This is a genomic window from Streptomyces sp. PCS3-D2 (genome assembly GCF_000612545.2).
Lineage (GTDB): Bacteria > Actinomycetota > Actinomycetes > Streptomycetales > Streptomycetaceae > Streptomyces.
Genome location: NZ_CP097800.1, coordinates 2,293,123 through 2,312,673 on the forward strand (window position 1 = coordinate 2,293,123; position 19,551 = coordinate 2,312,673).

Annotated in this window: 14 protein-coding genes; 5 read left to right on the plus strand and 9 right to left on the minus strand. The window is 71.0% G+C overall.

All coding sequences use genetic code 11. From position 1 onward, the window contains the following. Positions 1–702, plus strand: a complete 702-nt coding sequence (locus tag AW27_RS09315; RefSeq protein WP_037928189.1) for a nitroreductase family protein — start codon at positions 1–3, stop codon at positions 700–702. A gap of 155 nt (positions 703–857) precedes the next feature. Here the strand turns inward: AW27_RS09315 and pruA are convergent, their stop codons facing one another. Together pruA and AW27_RS09325 are read right to left on the minus strand one after the other, a co-directional pair. Next, positions 858–2,489, minus strand: coding sequence for an L-glutamate gamma-semialdehyde dehydrogenase (gene pruA, locus AW27_RS09320; protein ID WP_037928186.1), 1,632 nt, complete (start codon positions 2,487–2,489; stop codon positions 858–860). Between the two features lie 32 nt (positions 2,490–2,521). Beyond that, positions 2,522–3,448: a proline dehydrogenase family protein gene (locus AW27_RS09325; RefSeq protein ID WP_037928183.1), complete on the minus strand. Its 927-nt coding sequence runs from the start codon at positions 3,446–3,448 to the stop codon at positions 2,522–2,524. A 159-nt stretch (positions 3,449–3,607) separates the two neighbouring features. Between AW27_RS09325 and AW27_RS09330 the strand changes: the two genes are divergently transcribed. Continuing rightward, positions 3,608–4,897, plus strand: a complete 1,290-nt coding sequence (locus AW27_RS09330; protein ID WP_037928180.1) for a PucR family transcriptional regulator — start codon at positions 3,608–3,610, stop codon at positions 4,895–4,897. An 89-nt stretch (positions 4,898–4,986) separates the two neighbouring features. Here AW27_RS09330 and AW27_RS09335 read toward each other — a convergent pair whose 3' ends face one another. After that, positions 4,987–5,565, minus strand: a complete 579-nt coding sequence (locus AW27_RS09335) for a TetR/AcrR family transcriptional regulator (protein ID WP_037928177.1) — start codon at positions 5,563–5,565, stop codon at positions 4,987–4,989. A 102-nt stretch (positions 5,566–5,667) separates the two neighbouring features. Between AW27_RS09335 and AW27_RS09340 the strand changes: the two genes are divergently transcribed. After that, complete coding sequence (locus tag AW27_RS09340) at positions 5,668–7,218, plus strand: MFS transporter (protein ID WP_037928175.1); 1,551 nt, start codon at positions 5,668–5,670, stop codon at positions 7,216–7,218. An 84-nt stretch (positions 7,219–7,302) separates the two neighbouring features. Here the strand turns inward: AW27_RS09340 and serA are convergent, their stop codons facing one another. The 6 genes from serA to AW27_RS09370 all read right to left on the minus strand — a co-directional run bounded on the left by serA (position 7,303) and on the right by AW27_RS09370 (position 17,126). Beyond that, positions 7,303–8,892, minus strand: a complete 1,590-nt coding sequence (serA, locus tag AW27_RS09345) for a phosphoglycerate dehydrogenase (protein WP_037928707.1) — start codon at positions 8,890–8,892, stop codon at positions 7,303–7,305. 307 nt (positions 8,893–9,199) lie between these two features. Further along, positions 9,200–10,201: a ketol-acid reductoisomerase gene (gene ilvC / locus AW27_RS09350; protein WP_037928172.1), complete on the minus strand. Its 1,002-nt coding sequence runs from the start codon at positions 10,199–10,201 to the stop codon at positions 9,200–9,202. 150 nt (positions 10,202–10,351) lie between these two features. Continuing rightward, positions 10,352–10,876: an acetolactate synthase small subunit gene (gene ilvN, locus AW27_RS09355; protein WP_037928169.1), complete on the minus strand. Its 525-nt coding sequence runs from the start codon at positions 10,874–10,876 to the stop codon at positions 10,352–10,354. A gap of 31 nt (positions 10,877–10,907) precedes the next feature. Beyond that, positions 10,908–12,794, minus strand: a complete 1,887-nt coding sequence (locus AW27_RS09360) for an acetolactate synthase large subunit (protein ID WP_037928167.1) — start codon at positions 12,792–12,794, stop codon at positions 10,908–10,910. Between the two features lie 204 nt (positions 12,795–12,998). After that, complete coding sequence (locus AW27_RS09365) at positions 12,999–15,893, minus strand: putative bifunctional diguanylate cyclase/phosphodiesterase (RefSeq protein WP_037928164.1); 2,895 nt, start codon at positions 15,891–15,893, stop codon at positions 12,999–13,001. A gap of 285 nt (positions 15,894–16,178) precedes the next feature. Beyond that, positions 16,179–17,126 carry a 2-hydroxyacid dehydrogenase gene (locus AW27_RS09370; protein WP_037928705.1) on the minus strand — a complete coding sequence of 316 codons (948 nt, stop codon included), beginning with the start codon at positions 17,124–17,126 and terminating at the stop codon, positions 16,179–16,181. Positions 17,127–17,199: 73 nt separating this feature from the next. On the opposite strand from AW27_RS09370, the gene AW27_RS09375 reads away from it, so the two are divergent. Together AW27_RS09375 and AW27_RS09380 are read left to right on the plus strand one after the other, a co-directional pair. Then, a complete protein-coding gene (locus AW27_RS09375; RefSeq protein ID WP_037928161.1) occupies positions 17,200–18,207 on the plus strand; it encodes an aldo/keto reductase in 1,008 nt (335 codons plus the stop codon). Positions 18,208–18,315: 108 nt separating this feature from the next. Then, the gene (locus AW27_RS09380; protein WP_078557017.1) at positions 18,316–19,551 is read left to right on the plus strand and encodes a PQQ-dependent sugar dehydrogenase; all 1,236 of its coding nucleotides are present in this window, start codon (positions 18,316–18,318) and stop codon (positions 19,549–19,551) included.

Below are 19,551 nucleotides of genomic sequence, written 5' to 3' on the forward strand. Positions count from 1 at the left end.
ATGTCGCCCGATACCCAGCAGTGGACCCCCACCCACGGCCAGCCGTACCGTCCGGCCGCCTACCGGCCCGAACGGATGCCGCAGCACGAATCCCTCGCACGCGCCGCCGAGTTGCGGGCGCGGATGGACCAGCGGCGGACCGTACGCCACTTCTCCCCCGACCCGGTGCCCGAACAGGCCGTCCTGGACGCCATCGCCTGCGCGGCGACGGCGCCGTCCGGAGCGCACCAGCAGCCGTGGACCTTCGTCCTGGTCAAGGATCCGGCCGTACGCCGGCAGATCCGTGCGGCCGCAGAACAGGAGGAGGAGCTCTCCTACGACGGGCGCCTCGGCGACGAATGGCTGGCGGCCCTGCGCCCGCTCGGCACGGACGCCGTGAAAACCCACCTCACGGACGCACCGGCGCTGATCGTGGTCTTCCAGCAGCGGTACTGGCTCGGCCCCGACGGCACGAAGCGCAAGCACTACTACGTGGACGAGTCGGTCGGCATCGCGGTCGGCATGCTGCTCTCCGCCCTGCACCTGAGCGGCTTGGCCGCCCTGATCCACACGCCGAGCCCGATGCGCTTCCTGAGTCACGTCCTGGACCGGCCGGAGAACGAGAAGGCCTTCGCGGTGATCCCGGTCGGTTACCCGGCGGACGACTGCACGGTCCCGGACCTGGTCCGCAAGTCCCTCGACCAGGTCATCGTCGAGGTCTGACGGCCTCACCGCCGGGCGGCACCGGCCCCTGCCCCTGCTCCTGCTCCTGCTCCTGCTCCTGCTCCTGCCGGGGTTGTCCGCCGGGGAACTGGAAACCGCCCCCGTTCCGGACTTGGGGGTACCGGAACGGGGGCGGGGTTCAGCAGGGGCCGGGGTCAGCCCATGTGGGGGTAGCCGTACTCGGTCGGCGGGACCAGGGTCTCCTTGATGGAGCGGGTCGAGGTCCAGCGGAGCAGGTTCGACGCGGCGCCGGCCTTGTCGTTGGTCCCCGAGGCGCGGCCGCCGCCGAAGGGCTGCTGGCCGACGACCGCGCCGGTGGACTTGTCGTTGATGTAGAAGTTGCCCGCCGCGAAGCGGAGCTTCTCCATCGCGTCCGCCGCTGCGTAACGGTCCGCGGCGATGATCGAGCCGGTCAGGGCGTACGCCGAGACGGACTCCATCTGAGCCAGCATCTCCTCGTACTTCTCGTCCTCGTAGACGTGCACGGCGAGGATCGGGCCGAAGTACTCGGTCGTGAAGACCTCGTTCTCCGGGTCGGTGCAGACGATGACGGTCGGGCGGACGAAGTAGCCCTCGGAGTCGTCGTAGGTACCGCCCGCGACGATCTCACAGGTCGGGTCGGCCTTGGCGCGGTCGATCGCGGCCTTGTTCTTCGCGAAGGAGCGGTCGTCGATGACAGCGCCGATGAAGTTGGTCAGGTCGGTGACCGGGCCCATGGTGATGCCGTCGACCTCGGCCGCGAAGGCCTCCTTGAAGCCGTCGTTCCAGATGGAGGCCGGGACGTAGGCGCGCGAGGACGCCGAGCACTTCTGGCCCTGGAACTCGAATGATCCGCGGGTCAGGGCGGTCTTCAGGATCGCGCGGTCCGCGGACGGGTGCGCGACGACGAAGTCCTTGCCGCCGGTCTCGCCGACCAGGCGCGGGTAGGACTTGTACGTCTCGATGTTGTTGCCGACCGTCTTCCACAGGTACTGGAAGGTCTTGGTCGAGCCGGTGAAGTGGATGCCGGCCAGCTCCGGGTGGTTCAGGGCCACCTCGGACACGGCGATGCCGTCGCCCGTCACCAGGTTGATGACGCCCTTGGGCAGGCCGGCCTCCTCCAGGAGCTCCATGAGGAGGACGGCGGAGTGGGTCTGCGTGGGGGACGGCTTCCACAGGACCACGTTGCCCATCAGGGCGGGAGCGGTCGGCAGGTTACCGGCGATGGCCGTGAAGTTGAAGGGCGTGATCGCGTAGACGAAGCCTTCGAGCGGGCGGTGGTCGCTGCGGTTCCACACGCCGGCGGAGTTCGCGACCGGCTGCTCGGCCAGGATCCGGCGGGCGAAGTGGACGTTGAAGCGCCAGAAGTCGACGAGCTCGCACGGGGTGTCGATCTCCGCCTGCTGGGCGGTCTTCGACTGGCCCAGCATGGTGGAGGCGGCGAGCTTCTCGCGCCACGGGCCGGACAGCAGCTCGGCGGCGCGCAGGATGATCGCCGCGCGGTCGTCGAAGGACATCGCGCGCCAGGCCGGGGCGGCGGCCAGGGCGGCGTCGATAGCCTCCTGGGCGTCGGCCCCGGTGGCGTTCGCGTAGGTGCCGAGCACCGACTTGTGGTCGTGCGGCTGGACCACGTCGAAGCGCTCGCCGCCGCCCATCCGCTTGACGCCGTTGATCGTCATCGGGAGGTCGATCGGGTTCTCGGACAGCAGCTTCAGCTGCGCCTCGAGACGCGCGCGCTCCGGGGTCCCGGGGGCGTACGAGTGGACCGGCTCGTTGACCGGCGCGGGGACCTGGGTCACAGCATCCATGGGGCTGATAACTCCTTAGACCTGGTTCTTGGCTAGTTCTTGGTGATCATCGAGCGGACGAAGAACAGGAGGTTGGCCGGCTTCTCCGCGAGGCGGCGCATGAAGTAGCCGTACCAGTCCGTCCCGTACGCGGTGTACACGCGCATGCGGTGGCCTTCGGCGGCGAGCCGCAGGTGCTCCTCGCTGCGGATGCCGTACAGCATCTGGAATTCGTACTCGTCCAGCTTGCGCCCGGCCTTGCGGGCGAGCTCCTGGCCGATGGCGATCAGGCGCGGGTCGTGGGACCCGATCATCGGGTAGCCCTCGCCGTCCATCAGGATCTTGAGGATGCGGACGTACGCCTTGTCGATCTCGGCCTTGTCCTGGTAGGCGACCTCGGCGGGCTCCTTGTAGGCGCCCTTGACGATCCGCACGCGGCTGCCGTTGGCGGCCAGCCGGCGGGCGTCGGCCTCGGTGCGGAAGAGGTACGCCTGGATGACGCAGCCGGTCTGCGGGAAGTCCCTGCGCAGCTCCTCGTGGATGGCGAACATCGAGTCGAGGGTGGTGTGGTCCTCGGCGTCCAGCGTCACGGTGGTGCCGATGGCGGCGGCGGCCTCCACGACCGGGCGGACGTTGGCGAGCGCCAGCTCGTGGCCGCCCTCCAGGGCCTGGCCGAACATGGACAGCTTGACGGACATCTCGGCCTTCTCGCCGAGGCCGAGCTCCGCGAGGCGCTCGATGAGCTGGAGGTAGGCGTCACGCGCGGCGTGGGACTGCGCCACCTCGGTGATGTCCTCGCCGACGACGTCGAGGGTGACCTCCAGGCCCGCCCTGGTGAGGTCCTCGACGATCGGGATGACCTGGTCGACCGTCTCTCCGGGGATGAAACGGTTCACCACGGGCTTGGTCACCGGGGCGGCAGAGACGATACGACGCATCTTGTCGCTGCGCGAAGCGGCGAGGATCACGGGACCCAGCACGGGGCACCTCCAGCGGGTGGCAGAAGAAAAGCGCAAGTGAAACCACCGTGAAACCTAAGGATCGCTTCGATCCTCTGCCATCGACAGCTGTCACGCATCCGTGTCCGCGATCTCATACATCTGTCTGAAGACGATGGCCGCGGGTGGGAGAATGTCCGCGTGAAGGGCGATTACCAGGACCTGGTGGACGAGATCTCGGCGCTGCTCGGCGCCCCGGCGACCCTTGAGAACCGGGACTTCCGCCTCATCGCCTTCGGCGCCCACGACAGCGACGACGATCTCGCGATGGACCCCGTGCGCACCCGGTCGATCCTGACCCGACAGTCGACGGCTGCCGTCCGTGCCTGGTTCGAGGGCTTCGGCATCGCCCGCGCCACCGGCCCCGTCCGCATCCCGGCGGCACCCGACGCAGGCGTGTTCCGGGGGCGGATCTGCCTGCCGGTGCGGTCCCGGGGCGTCGTACAGGGCTACGTGTGGCTGCTCGACCAGGAGCCCGGCACGCCCGGCCCCGACCCCTCAGCGCTGGCCGCGGCCATGGAGGTGGCCCAGCGGATCGGAGTGCTGCTCGCCGAGGAGGCGAAGGCCGGAGCAGACCTGTCACGGGAGTTCCAGGCGGTGCTCACGGCGGCGCGGGGGTGGCAGCAGGACATGGCGGTGGCTGCCCTGCGGGCCGCCCTCGGGCCGGGCGGGGACGGCCTGCACGCGGCGGTCTGCGTGACGCCCTGGCCCGACGAGGCTCCGGCGTCCGTACCGGGCGCGGCGGCCGTCTGCGTCGTACCCCGGCGGGGCGGCGGCGCGGGCGAGCCGGGCGAGGTGCCGGCCGCCGGGCCCGCGGGCGGCCTGGCTCTGGCTCTGCTGCTCCGGCTGCGGTCGACGGACGCGCTGGCTCCGGCCCTGACGGCGGTGGCACGGCTGCTGCCGCGCGCGGCACGGCCGACGGCGACCGCGGCCGCTGCAGGCTCCGCCGCATCCCGCTCCGGGGCGGCGGCCGGCGCGTCCGCGGCCGCCGGTGCCACCCCTGCGGCCGGCGCGCTCCGGATGACCGCGGGCGTCGCCGATCCCCTCCGCGGCCTCGCCGACCTGCCCGCCGCCTGGGAACAGGCCGTCGCCGCGGCTCGCGCGGCGGTCGCAGAGCCGCGGCTCGGCCCGGTTGCCCAGTGGTCGCAGATCGGCCCGTACCGGCTGTTGGCGAACCTGGCCGCCGACCCGGTGGACGATCCGGCGGCCCGCACCCTGCTCGCCCCCGCACACCGCGAACTGGCCCGTACCGCCGAGGTGTTCCTGGACTGCGCCGGCCAGGCGGGCCGCGCCGCCGCCGCCCTCGGCATCCACCGCCAGACGCTCTACTACCGGCTCGGCCGCGTGGAACAGCTGACCGGGCTCGACCTCGACGCGGGCGAGGACCGCCTGCTGCTCCACATGGCCCTGAAGGCCTCCCGCCTGGCCTGAGGGGCCCCGGGCCGGCCCGGGGCTGCGCCCGGCGCCCCGCCGTTTCGGGTCCGCGGCCGTCGGCCGGGTGTGGCGACTCCGGGCTCCGGCTACCCCTGCGGCCGGGTCATCGCCTCGGCGGCCCGGCGCATGCCCTCGGTGAACTCCTCGGCCGTGGCCGCCGACTCCGGGTCGAAGAGCCACTGGATCATCAGGCCGTTGAGCAGCGCCTGGTAGAAGGAGCCCAGGGTGCGTACGTCCCGGTCGTCGAGTTCGCCCTCCGGGGTGCCGGTGAGCATCGAGATCAGCCCGCGGCGCCCCTCGGCCTGCGAGGCGGCGAGCAGGGTCCGCAGCTCGGGCCGCTGGTCGCGGCCGAGCGCCACCTCCAGGCTCGCCGCCCAGACGGGTGCGGACTTCTCGTGCTGCGCGATGACGCCTTCCCACAGTGCGCGGAAGCGCTCCAGCGATCCGCCCTCACCGGCCAGACCGTCCTGGAAGACCGCCCCCCACTCCTCCATCAGGCCGATGAACGCCTCGGTGAGCAGGGCGTCCTTCGAGCCGTAGTGGTAGCCGATGGAGGCGAGGTTCGTCCCCGACGCGCTGACGATGTCGCGCGCGGTGGTGCGCACGAACCCCTTCTCCACCAGGCACTTCTTGGCGCCTTCGAGCAGATCTTCGCGATGTCCCATGCCCTCACCGTAGCAAGACGGATGTACCAGACGGCAGTCCCATACAAGCGTTTCACACACTTGTAATAGACGGATGTTTTATACGTGTGTACGTTTCTCGGCATGTCGAACCCCTCCGCCACAGCACGCCTCGCCGGCCGCCGCGAATGGACCGCCTTCACCGTCCTGTTGCTGCCCCTGCTCCTGGTCTCCATGGACGTCTCGGTCCTCTACTTCGCCATCCCGGCGATCACCGAACAGCTCGACCCGAGCGCCACCCAGCAGCTCTGGATCTTCGACAGCTACCCCTTCGCCCTCTCCGGACTGCTGATCACGATGGGCTCGCTCGGCGACCGGATCGGCCGCCGCAGGCTGCTGCTGATCGGAGCCGGCGCCTTCGGCATCGCCTCGGTGGGTGCCGCCTACTCCACCAGCGCGGAGATGCTCATCGCCGCCCGGGTCCTGCTGGGCATAGGCGGTGCCACACTGATGCCGTCCACGCTGGCACTCGTCCGCAACCTCTTCCAGGACGACGGCCAGCGCGGCAAGGCCATCGCCATCTGGTCCGGCGCCATGACCGGCGGCATCGCGCTCGGATCGGTGCTCAGCGGCATGATGCTGAACCACTTCTGGTGGGGCTCCGTCTTCCTGGTCAACGTGCCCGCGATGGCCCTCCTGCTCGCCCTGGTCCCCTTCCTGGTCCCGGAGTTCAAGGACCCCGCCCCCGGCCGCTTCGACCTGCTCGGCGCCCCGCTGTCCGCGGCCGCCGTACTGCCGGTCGTGTACGGCCTCAAGGAGATCGCCGCCGGGGGCTTCGAACCCCTCTACCTGGCGTGCCTCGCCGTCGGCCTGGGCTTCGGGTACGCCTTCGTCCGCCGCCAGCAGACCCGTGACGACGCCATGATCAGCCGTTCGCTGTTCCGGGGCCGCGGCTTCGGCGCCGGTATCGCCCTGAACACCCTCGCCGCCTTCGCCATGCTCGGCTCGGCCTACTTCACCACCCAGTACCTCCAGTCGGTACTCGGCATGGGCGCACTGGAAGCCGCCCTGTGGAGCCTCGCCCCGTCCGTTGTCATCGGCGCGGCGGCCCCCGCCTCCGCCGCCCTCGCCCGCAGGACGGACCGGGCCCACGTCGTCGCCGGCGGGTTCGTCCTCGCCGCCGCCGGCTTCTCGCTGATCGCGCTGGTGGGCACCGACTCCCTGTGGCTGCTGCTGACCGGTACCGGTGTCCTGGCCTCGGGCATCGTCGCCGTGATGTCCCTCGTCTCCGACTTGGCCCTGGGCGCGGCCCCGGCCGAGAAGGCGGGTTCCGCCGCCTCGCTGCTGGAGACCGGCACGGAGTTCGGCGGCGCCCTGGGCATGGCGGTCCTCGGCAGCCTGGGCACAGCCGTCTACCGCAGCGACCTGGCGGGCGCCGAACCGACCGTACGGGAGACCCTGGGCGGCGCCGTGGCCACCGCGCACCGGATCGGCGGGGCGGCCGGTGCCCAGATCCTGGCCCCGGCCCGCGAGGCCTTCGTCCACGGCATGCAGTACGCCGCCTGGGGGGCCGCGGCCTTGCTGCTCGGGGCGGCCCTGCTGGCCGCGTCCCTGCTGCGGGGCATCGGTGCCCCCGCCACGCCGGAGCCCGCCCGGGGGCCCGGGGCGCGGGAGCACGAGGCGGCGTACGACTGACCGGACGGCGCGACGCATCCGGAGGAACGCGGAAGGGCCCGGGGTCTCCCCCGGGCCCTTCCCCGTCTCACTGCTGTGGCGGCGTCAGGCGAGGCTGACGGTGCGCGCCGAGGCGGCGCCGATCTCGGCGGCGATGTCCGCGAGGACGCCCGCCGGCACCTCGGCGTCGACGGTCAGGACCGCGAGGGCCTCGCCGTGCTCCTCCGCCCGGGCGACCTGCATGCCCGCGATGTTCAGGCCGCCCTCGCCGAGGACGCGGCCGACGGTACCGACCACGCCGGGACGGTCGGTGTAGCGCAGCACGACCATGTAGTCGGCGAGCGCCAGGTCCACGTCGTACTCGCCGATGCCCACGATCTTCTGAAGGTGCTTCGGGCCCGCGAGCGTGCCGGAGACGGAGACCTCCTGACCGTCCGAGAGGGTGCCGCGCACGGTCACCACGTTGCGGTGGTCCGGCGACTCCGAGCTGGTGGTCAGACGCACCTCGACACCGCGCTCCTGCGCGAACAGCGGGGCGTTGACGTAGGAGACCGTCTCGTCGACGACGTCCTCGAAGACGCCCTTGAGCGCGGACAGTTCGAGCACCTTGACGTCATGCTGGGTGATCTCGCCGCAGACCTCGACGTCGAGGCGGACCGCGACCTCGCCCGCGAGGGCTGTGAAGATGCGGCCGAGCTTCTCGGCGAGCGGCAGGCCCGGACGGACGTCCTCGGCGATGACGCCGCCCTGGACGTTGACCGCGTCCGGCACGAGCTCACCGGCGAGGGCGAGGCGCACCGACTTGGCGACCGAGACACCGGCCTTCTCCTGGGCCTCGTCGGTGGACGCGCCGAGGTGCGGGGTGCAGACGACCTGGTCGAGCTCGAAGAGCGGGGAGTCCGTGCAGGGTTCCTTGGCGTACACGTCCAGGCCGGCGCCGGCGACGCGGCCCTCCTTGAGGGCCGAGTACAGGGCGGCCTCGTCGACGATGCCGCCACGCGCGGCGTTGACGATACGGACCGACGGCTTGACCTTGTGCAGCGCCTCGTCACCGATGAGACCGAGGGTCTCGGGGGTCTTGGGCAGGTGCACCGTGATGAAGTCGGCGACCTCCAGCAGCTCGTCCAGCGTCAGCATCTTGACGCCCATCTGGGCGGCGCGCGCGGGCTGGACGTAGGGGTCGTACGCGACGATCTTCATACCGAAGGCCGACATGCGCTGGGCGACGAGGACGCCGATGCGGCCGAGGCCGACGACACCCAGGGTCTTCTCGCTGAGCTCGACACCCGTGTACTTGTTCCGCTTCCACTCGCCGTTCTTCAGTGCGGTGTTGGCCTGCGGGATGTTGCGGGCCGTGGCGACGAGCAGGCCGCAGGCGAGCTCGGCGGCGGTCACGATGTTGGAGGTCGGGGCGTTGACGACCATCACACCGGCCTTGGTGGCGGCGGAGACGTCGACGTTGTCCAGACCGACGCCCGCGCGGGCGACGACCTTCAGCTTCCTGGCCGCGGCGATGGCCTCGGCGTCCACCTTCGTCGCGGAGCGGACGAGGATCGCGTCGACGTCGGCGATCGCGGGCAGCAGCTCCGCGCGGTCGGCTCCGTTGACGTGCCGGATCTCGAAGTCCGGACCGAGCGCGTCCACCGTGGCGGGCGACAGCTCTTCGGCGATGAGTACGACAGGTTTCGAGCTCACGTGGGTCATCCTCACAAGTCCAGTGCGGACGGCCGTCCCGACGGCCGCAGGCGGTGGAGGGGGTAGCCGCGTGGAAGACGCACGACACTGTGGGCCTGACGCGTATGTGTTGAGCAGTGTAGTGGCGTCAGCGGACCGGTTTTCCGCCTGTACGGAAGGATCACTCTTCCGTGGTTGGCCGGGGTGGACAAGCAGGGCCCGTCAGGGCTCCGTCCCGGCGCTCCGGTCACCGGTGCGGCGAGTGCCGTACCGCACGGTGGTGCGCGGCGGGGCCGGGACCCGGCGTCCCGACCCCGCCGCCGCGAGATCAGCTCTCGTCGCTGTCGACCCAGCTCATCAGCTTGCGCAGCTTCTTGCCCGTGGTCTCGAGCAGGTGCTCCGAGTCGGCCTTCTTGTACTCGTTGTACTTGGGCAGACCGGCCTTGTACTCGGCCATCCACTCCTCGGCGAACTTGCCGCTCTGGATCTCCTCGAGGACCTTCTTCATCTCGGCCTTGGTGGCGTCGGTGATGACGCGCGGGCCGGTGATGTAGTCGCCCCACTCGGCGGTCTCGGAGACCGACCAGCGCATCTTCTCCAGGCCGCCCTCGTACATGAGGTCGACGATGAGCTTCAGCTCGTGGAGGCACTCGAAGTAGGCGATCTCCGGCTGGTAGCCCGCTTCGGTCAGGGTCTCGAAACCGGCCTTGACCAGCGCGGACGCGCCACCGCACAGAACTGCCTGCTCACCGAACAGGTCGGTCTCGGTCTCCTCGGTGAAGGTGGTCTTGATGACGCCGGCGCGGGTGCCGCCGATACCGGCCGCGTACGAGAGCGCCAGGTCGAAGGCCTTGCCGGTGGCGTCCTGCTCGACGGCGGCGATGCACGGAACACCGCGGCCCTCCTCGTACTGGCGGCGGACCAGGTGGCCCGGGCCCTTCGGGGCGACCAGCGCGACGTCCACGTTGGTGGGGGGCTTGATGAAGCCGTAGCGGACGTTGAAGCCGTGGCCGAAGAAGAGCGCGTCGCCCTCCTTGAGGTGGTCCTTGATGGACTCCTCGTAGATCTCGGCCTGCAGCGGGTCCGGAGTGAGGATCATGATGACGTTCGCCCACTCGGCGGCCTCGGCCACGGGGACGACCTTCAGGCCCTGCTCCTCGGCCTTGGCCTTGGACTTCGAGCCCTCCTTCAGGCCGACGACGACGTCGACGCCGGAGTCACGGAGCGACAGCGCGTGGGCGTGGCCCTGGCTGCCGTAGCCGATGACCGCGACCTTGCGGCCCTGGATGATGGACAGGTCGGCGTCGTTCTCGTAGAACAGCTCGGCCACTGGGATATCTCCTTGGTGCGCTGGTGTTGCTCCCACCGTACGGCGGGGAACGGAATCTGAGTTTGTCGGTCTCGCTATGCGGGCCGAGCGTGTCTGCCGCGGCCTCGGCCGCGGCGGCCGCTGTGTGGCGCGGCCGCCGTATCGGCCGGATCAGGCGCTGCGGTCGAGCGCGCGCAGGCTGCGGTCCGTGATGGACCGTCCGCCTCGCCCTATGGCGATCGTGCCGGACTGGACGAGCTCCTTGATGCCGAAGGGCTCCAGCATCTTGAGCATCGCGCCGAGCTTGTCGGAACCGCCGGTCGCCTCGATGGTGACGGCCTCCGGAGAGACGTCGACCGTCTTGGCGCGGAACAGCTGGACGATCTCGACGATCTGCGAGCGGGTCTCGTTGTCGGCGCGGACCTTCACCAGAACGAGTTCGCGCTCGATGGCGCTCTGCGGCTCCAGTTCGACGATCTTGAGCACGTTGACGAGCTTGTTCAGCTGCTTGGTCACCTGCTCCAGCGGGAGGTCCTCGACGTTGACGACGATGGTGATGCGGGAGATGTCGGGATGCTCGGTGACGCCGACCGCGAGGGAGTCGATGTTGAACCCGCGGCGGGAGAACAGGGCGGCGATCCGGGCGAGGATGCCGGGCGTGTTCTCGACCAGGACGGAGAGCGTGTGCTTGGACATGTGAGGCGTTCTCTCTCTCGGCTCTCTCGGCTCAGTCGTCTTCGTTGTCGCCGAAGTCGGGACGGACGCCCCGGGCTGCCATGACCTCGTCGTTGGAGGTGCCGGCGGCGACCATCGGCCACACCATGGCGTCCTCGTGGACGATGAAGTCGATGACGACGGTACGGTCGTTGATCGCGTTGGCCTCGGCGATGACCTTGTCCAGGTCGGCCGGGTCCTCGCAGCGCAGCGCCACGCAGCCCATCGCCTCCGACAGCTTGACGAAGTCCGGGACACGCGTGCCCTTGCGGGGGGCGAGGGACTCGCCGAGCTGGGAGCCGACCGTGTCGTGACCGGTGTCGTCGGCGTGCAGGACGGTGTTGGAGTACCGCTGGTTGTAGAACAGCGTCTGCCACTGGCGCACCATGCCCAGTGCACCGTTGTTGATGATGGCGACCTTGATCGGGATGTTGTTCAGCGCGCAGGTGACCAGTTCCTGATTGGTCATCTGGAAGCAGCCGTCGCCGTCGATCGCCCAGACGGTGCGCTCGGGCATGCCGACCTTGGCGCCCATCGCGGCGGGGACCGCATAGCCCATGGTCCCGGCGCCACCGGAGTTCAGCCAGGTGCGGGGCTCCTCGTACGAGACGAAGTGCGAGGCCCACATCTGGTGCTGGCCGACGCCGGCCGCGAAGACCGTGCCCTTCGGCGCGAGCGCGCCGATCCGCTCGATGACCTGCTGCGGGGACAGGCTGCCGTCCTCGGGCAGGTCGTAGCCCAGCGGGTACGTCTCGCGCCAGCGGTTGAGGTCGTTCCACCAGGCGGTGTAGTCGCCGGCGTTCCCCTCGGTGTGCTCGGCCTGCACCGCCTGGATCAGGTCGGCGATGACCTCGCGGGCGTCACCGACGATCGGGACGTCGACGGCGCGGTTCTTGCCGATCTCCGCGGGGTCGATGTCCGCGTGGATGACCTTGGCGAAGGGGGCGAAGCTGTCCAGCTTGCCGGTGACGCGGTCGTCGAAGCGGGTGCCGAGCGCGATCAGCAGGTCCGACTTCTGCAGCGCGGTGACGCCGGTGACGCTGCCGTGCATGCCGGGCATGCCGACGTGCAGCGGGTGGCTGTCGGGGAAGGAACCCAGGGCCATCAGGGTGGTGCAGACCGGGACGCCGGTCAGCTCGGCGAGGACCTTCAGCTCGGCGGTGGCGCCGGACTTCATCACCCCGCCGCCGACGTACAGGACCGGACGCTTGGCCTGGCAGATGAGCTTGGCGGCCTCGCGGATCTGCTTGGCGTGCGGCTTGGTGACCGGCCGGTAGCCGGGGAGGTCCTGGGAGGGCGGCCAGGAGAAGGTGGTCTTCGCCTGCAGGGCGTCCTTGGCGATGTCGACGAGGACCGGGCCCGGGCGGCCGGTGGCGGCGATGTGGAACGCCTCGGCGATCGTCTTCGGGATGTCCTCGGCCCTGGTGACCAGGAAGTTGTGCTTGGTGATCGGCATGGTGATGCCGACGATGTCCGCCTCCTGGAAGGCGTCGGTGCCGATCGCTTTGGAGGAGACCTGGCCGGTGATCGCGACGAGCGGCACGGAGTCCATGTGCGCGTCGGCGATCGGGGTGACCAGGTTGGTGGCGCCCGGGCCGGACGTGGCCATGCAGACTCCGACCCTGCCGGTGGCCTGGGCGTAGCCGGTGGCGGCGTGGCCGGCCCCCTGCTCGTGGCGGACCAGGATGTGACGGACCTTCTTCGAGTCCATCATCGGGTCGTACGCGGGGAGGATGGCGCCCCCCGGAATCCCGAAGACGGTGTCGCACCCCACCTCTTCGAGAGAGCGGATGAGGGACTGCGCACCCGTGACGTGCTCAACTGCGGCGGGCTGCTGTCCGCCGGAACGGGGCCGCGGCTGCGGATGGTGGGCCCCGGAGGCCTGCTCGGTCATCGGCATTCTCTTCTCGAAGCTGAGGGTTCTACGCGGATTCGACTCTGTGCCAGTGCAACAAAAAACCCCTCGTGCCAGGAGGCAAGCGAGGGGAGCGCGTCGGGTGTCTTGAGCGGGGACATGGAGGCCCCAGCTTCAGCCGACGCGCTTTCCAAGTACGAGAATTCGGGTGCGCATGGCACTGACCCTCCCTCTGGCGGGAGGGTGATGTCAAGTAGGTGGGACGGGCGTCTCATTATGTGAGCCTCTGCGGATGACCATCGAGCCCCCGGAGGAACCGCCCGCCAGTGCGGGCTGGGCCGCTCCGCCCGGTACTGGGAACGTACCGCGCACCAGCGCACGGCGCAGCCTGTACTCGTCGAGCGGGCCGGAAAACGCCATCCCCTGGCCGTGCGTGCACCCCATCGCGCGCAGTGCCGCCACCTGCTCCGACAGGTCCACACCATCGGCCACCGAGCGCATACCCAGGTCGTTTGCGATCCGCAAGAGACCGGCTGTGATCTTGTGTAGGCGGGCGGACTCGACCACACCCTCCACCAGGCCCCGGTCCAGCTTGAGCATGTCCACGGGGAGGCGGCGCAGGGCGCTGATGGCCGCGTAGCCGCTGCCGAAGCCGTCCAGGGCGATTCCCACCCCCAGCCGGTGCAGGGCCGCGAGGCGCCGCTCCAGGTCGTCGAAGGGCACCCTGGGGTCGGACACCGCGAGCTCCAGCACCAGGGCCCCCGAGGGCAGGCCGTGCCGGTTCAGCAGGGCTTCCACGGAGCCGAGCGGGAGCGCGCTGTCCAGGAGCCGCTGGGCGGTCATCCGCACAGCCACGGGGACGTCGTGCCCGGCCCGGTGCCGGTCTGCGGCCTGCTCGACAGCCTCCTCCAGCAGCCAGCGCCCCAGCTCGGCGGTGCGCGAGGCGTCCGGTCCGGGGCCTGCGGCGGCGCCCCGGCCCGCCGCGCCCTCGCTGTACTCGGCCACCCGCAGGAATTCCGCCGGCGTGAAGAGGATGCCCTGGGCCGACCGCCATCGGGCCTGCGCGGCGACGGCCGCGATCTCACCGGTGGACAGGGAGACCACGGGCTGGTGCAGCAGGGCGAACTCGCCCTCATGCAGCGCGGTGCGCAGCCGTCCCGCCAGCTCCGCCTTGCGCACCACCTCGGCCTGCATCTGCGGGGCGTAGGTCTCGACGCGGTCCTTGCCGCCCGCCTTGGCCCGGTACATCGCCAGGTCCGCGTTGCGCATGAGGTCGGATGGGGTGATGCCGGGGTCGGCGAAGGCCACTCCGATGCTGGCGGCGACCCGAACGTCGCTGCCGCCGATCCGGTACGGCTGGGAGAGCCTGGTGCGCAGCCGGTCGGCGATCTCGCGGACCTGGTACTCGCGGGCGCTGCGGTCGCGACTGCCGTCGCCCTGGATCAGCGCCGCGAACTCGTCGCCGCCGAGCCGGGCGGCGGTGTCCCCCGCCCGGACCGAGTCCTGGAGCCGTCGGGCTGCCTCGATGAGCAGTTCGTCGCCGGCCTGGTGGCCGATCGTGTCGTTGACCGCCTTGAAGCCGTCGAGGTCGATGAAGAGGACGGCGGTGCTGTGGTCGCCCGCGCGGCGGCCCGTGAGGGCCTGGTGCACCCGGCGGGTGAAGAGGGCCCGGTTGGGCAGGTCGGTCAGCGGGTCGTGTTCGGCGCTGTGCTGGAGCTGGGCCTGGAGCCGTACGCGCTCGGTGACGTCCCGACTGTTGAGGATGAGTCCGCCCTGGTGGCGGTTGACGGTGGACTCCACGTTCAGCCACTCGCCGCCGCCCGACTTGAAGCGGCACTCGATGCGGGTGGTGGGCTCCTCGGCGGGTGGTGCGGCGAGGAAGCGGCGCACCTCGTGGACCACCCTGCCGAGGTCGTCCGGGTGGATCAGGGTGGCCAGTTCGGTGCCGACCAGTTCCTCCGCCTCGCGGCCGTAGACCCCGGCGGCAGCCGGGCTGACGTAGCGCAGGGTCCCGGTGGGTGCGGCGATCATGATGACGTCGCTGGAGCCCTGGACCAGGGAGCGGAAGTGGTTCTCCTTCTGGGCCAGTTCCTGGGTGAGCGCGATGTTGTCGAGCAGCATGATGCCCTGCCGGATGACGAGGGCGAGCACGACGGTGCACCCGGTGAAGACGACCATCCTGTCGACCTTCCGACCGTCCACGACGTTGTAGAGGATCCCGAGGGTGCACACCGCGGCCGCGAGGTACGGCGTGAGGGCGGGCAGCGAGCCGGTGATCGGCCGGCTGTGCGGCCGGTCCCTGCGCGGGTGACCGGCCGGCACCGGGTCCTGGTGGGCGCGCCGGGCGCCCCAGGGTGCATACGCCAGCAGCAGCGAACCGGCGAACCAGCCGGCGTCGAGGAGCTGTCCGGACTGGTATTCGGCGCTCAGCAGGGGTGAGGTGAACAGGGCGTCGCTCAGGACGGTCAGGGCCAGCGCCGCGATGGCGGTGTTGACGGCGGAGCGGTTGGTCTCGCTCCGCCGGAAGTGCAGGACGAGGACCATGGAGACGAGCGCGATGTCGAGCAGGGGGTAGGCGAGGGAGAGTGCGGCGCGCGGGACGCTGCCGGGGGCACCGGATTGGGCGGTCCGTGCCGCGTGGGCCAGGGCGAGGCTCCAGGACAGGGTGAGCAGGGAGCCGCCGATCAGCCAGGAGTCGAGTCCCAGGCACACCCAGCCGGCGCGGGTGACCGGGCGTTTGGCGAGGACGAGCAGGCCCACGATGGCGGGTGGGGCGAAGCAGAGGAAGGCGAAATCGGCGAGCGAGGGCTTCGGCACGTCTACGCCGAGGATCACCTCGTACCAGCCCCAGACGGCGTTGCCGCAGGCGCCCATGAGGGAGGAGAAGGCGAAGAGCAGCCAGGCGGGGCGCTCGCGGGTGTCGATCGTGCGCGCGTAGCTGTAGCAGGAGACGGCGGCGAGCAGTCCGGCCGCGCTGAGTCCGAAGTCGCCCATGACTTCGGCGAGTTCCTCGGACCCCCAGTTGAGGGCGGCACCGACGGCGTACCCGCCGCTGACGACGGCGAGGACAAGCTGCATCGCCAGGCTCCTGCCTCCGCCCGATACGGACGGCCGGTCCAGGAGCGCCGCCCCCTGGGTGCTCACCGGTCCCCCTCGCCGGCTGGTTCCGGCGCGGTCCAGTCGCGGCAGCGTCGCTTCCGGCGGCTGTGCCGCATCGGATCCTTCGTCCATTGGCCGTGCATCGCCCGTCGCCCCCCAAAGTGTCCGATCACTCCCCAGCGCCAGACGTTCGTGGCGCAGCCCCTTCTTCCGGACGATACACCACTTTCGTCACTCAGGGACATAGTTGCTCTACTCTCCGTTACCGCGCGGGGAGTTGTGGCGACCGCCCGCATTCGAATGGCTGCGGAGCGTACGCAAAGGGGGGGGTCATCCTGTGATCAGTACGGTGTGCTCCACGAGTTCTCCGGCGGCGAAGCGGGTGAGCTGGCGTGCCAGCAGGCGCTTGGCCCTCGGCTCGAACGCGGAGCTGCTGCCCCCGACATGAGGCGTGATCAAGACGTTCGGCAGGTGCCAGAGCGGGTGGCCGGCGGGCAGCGGTTCCGGGTCGGTCACGTCGAGCGCCGCGCGCAGCCGGCCCGACGCCACCTCCGCGAGCAGCGCCCCGGTGTCGACGACGGGGCCGCGCGACACGTTCACGAGCAGGGCCCCGTCCTTCATCCGGCCGAGGAACTCGGCACCCACCAGACCACGGGTGGCATCGGTCAGGGGGGTCACGAGGATCACCACGTCGGCGTGCGGCAGGAGCCGGGGCAGGTCGGCGACGGCGTGCACCGGGCCCCGCGGGGTGGTCCGCGCCGCACGGGCCACGCGATCGATCCGCCCGCACTCGAAGGGCACGAGACGGTCCTCGACGGCAGAACCGATGGATCCGTAGCCGATGATCAGAACTGACTTGTCGGCGAGTGCGTCGTAGAAGCCGGAGCGCCATTCCTCGCGGTCCTGCCCGCGGACCATACCGGGGATGCCGCGCAGGGAGGCGAGGGTCAGCGCGAGGGCCAGCTCGGCGGTGCTGGCCGTGTGGACCCCTGCGGCGTTGCACAGCCGTACGCCGGGGCGCAGGGCACCGAGGCGGCCCAGCACGTCGTCGATTCCGGCCGTCAGGGTCTGGACGACCTCGACGGCGGGCATCTCGGCGAGCGGGCGCACGGCGACCCCGGCGGACTTCATGTAGGGGGCCACGTAGAAGACGCAGTCGGCCGGATCGGCCGGGAAGGCGTCCTCGCCGTCCCACTGGCGGTACCGGAAGGAGTCGGGGAGGCCGGCGACCTCTTCGGCGGGGAAGGGGAGCCAGACGTCCCGGGGCGTTGCAGTCATGATCACGAGGCTATGCCAAGCCGTCTTGATCAAGCCGTTAGTTTGGTGGCCCGGAGCGGAGGGGGACGCAGGGGTGGAGCGCAGGTCGATCGGGGCGGGGGCGCTGAGGGTGGGCGCCGTCGGCCTCGGCTGTATGCCGATGAGCTGGGCGTACGCGCCTTCTCGGCGCCGGGGGCACGAGTCTTTGGCCGCCGTGCACGCGGCGCTGGACCTCGGGTCGAACCTGCTGGACACCGCTGACGTGTACGGGCCGTTCACCAACGAGCTGCTGCTCGGACGGGTGCTGCGCGAGCGGCGATCCGACGCGTTCGTGTCGGCCAAGGTCGGCCTGCGGGCGGGCGACCAGCACGTGGTGGCCGACGGCAGGCCCGGGTACCTGCGGCGGGCGTGCGACGCCTCGCTGCGTCGGCTGCGCACGGACGTCATAGACCTCTACCAGCTGCACCGGGTCGACCCGGAGGTTCCGGTGGAAGAGACCTGGGGGGCCATGGCGGAGCTGGTGGGCGCGGGGAAGGTGCGGGCGCTCGGCTTCTGCGCACTGGGGGCCGGTGCCGGCCCGGGGGCGGGGCGGCGCGGTGACCGCGGCTACCGGACGACGCTGCGCCACCTGGAGCGGCTGCAGCAGGTGTTCCCGGTGAGCGCGGTGCAGGCGGAGCTGTCGGTGTGGTCGCCGGACGCGGCGCGGCAACTGCTGCCGTGGTGTGCGGCGCGCGGGGTGGGGTTCCTCGCCGCGATGCCGTTGGGCAGCGGTTTCCTGACCGGCACACTCACACCGGGCGAGGGTTTCGAGCCGCAGGACGTCCGGGCCCGGCACCCGCGGTTCACGGCGGAGGCGATGGCTTCCAACCAGGTGCTGGTGGCGGGGCTGCGGCGGGTCGCGCGGCGGCACGGTCCCGGGGTCACGGTCGCGCAGGTGGCTCTGGCCTGGGTGCTGGCCCAGGGGCCGCAGGTCGTGCCGGTGCCGGGCGCGGACCGCGCGCACTGGGCGGTGGAGAACGCACGGGCGGCGCAGGTACGGCTCACGGCCGCGGACCTGGCCGAGATCGCGGACCTTCCGGTGGACGTGGGAGCCTGGGACTGACCGCCCAAACCCACTCGATCGGGTGTACGAGTGGTGGAACTTCGGGAACTGCCCCGGCTGTTGAGACGGGTGAAGGGCAGGATCGGAGGACCGGAAGGGAGCAGGGCGATGCGATACGGAAGTTCTCCCGGGCAGGCGGGGTCCGAGGGGCGGGGCGCGCGGCGCCGGAGCGTGCTGGCGGCGGTCGCGCTGGCCGGGTGCGGGGCGCTGCTCGCGGCGGGATGCTCTCCGGACGGCGCCCCGGACACCGGGCGGGGCGGTTCCCCACCGGGCACGACGGCGGCGGGGACCGGTTCGCCCGGACCGTCGGGGACCGCGGCCGCGTCCCCGTCGGTGTCCGGGCCGTCCGCGAAGGGGGCGGTGTCGGTCACCGGCGAGGCCGCCAAGGGCCTCGAATCGCCCTGGGGTGTGGCCCCGCTGCCGGGCGGCGATCTGCTGGTCGCCTCCCGGGACAAGGGGACGATCAGCCGGGTCACGGCCGGATCGGGTGCGGTGACGCAGATCGGTGAGGTCCCGGGCGTGGATCCCGGTGGCGAGGGCGGACTGCTGGGCCTCGCGCTGTCTCCCGACTTCGCCTCGGACCGTCTGGTGTACGCCTATTTCACGACCGCCTCCGACAACCGGATCGCACGGCTGCGGTATGACGAGCAAAGACCCCCCGGGCAGCAACTGGGCGCTCCGGACACCGTGTTCCGCGGGATCCCCAAGGGGCTGATCCACAACGGCGGGCGGATCGCCTTCGGCCCGGACGGGATGCTGTACGCGGGGACGGGCGAGACCGGTGTCACCGGTCTCGCGCAGGACCTGAAGTCGCTCGGTGGCAAGATCCTGCGGATGACCCCGGACGGCGATCCGGTGCACGGCAATCCGGAGGCCGATTCGGTCGTCTACTCCTACGGGCACCGCAATGTGCAGGGCCTCGCCTGGGACAAGGACAAGCGGCTGTGGGCGGCCGAGTTCGGCCAGAACGCCTGGGACGAGCTGAACCTGATCGAGCCCGGAGCGAACTACGGCTGGCCGGAGGCCGAGGGGAAGGCGGGCAGGCCCGGCATGCGGGACCCGGTGGCGGTGTGGAAGCCCGACGAGGCCTCGCCGAGCGGTATCGCCTGGGCCGAGGGGTCGATATGGATGGCCGGGCTGAGGGGGGCGCGGCTGTGGCGGATCCCGTTGTCGGGGACGCAGCCGGTCGCCGAACCCGAGGCGTTCTTGCAGGACGAGTACGGCCGGCTGCGGACGGTGATCGCTCTCGGCGGTGACCGGCTGCTGCTGGTCACGAGCGAGACGGACGGGCGCGGGTCGCCGGAGGCGGGCGACGACAGGATCCTGACGCTGACGGTGCGGTGA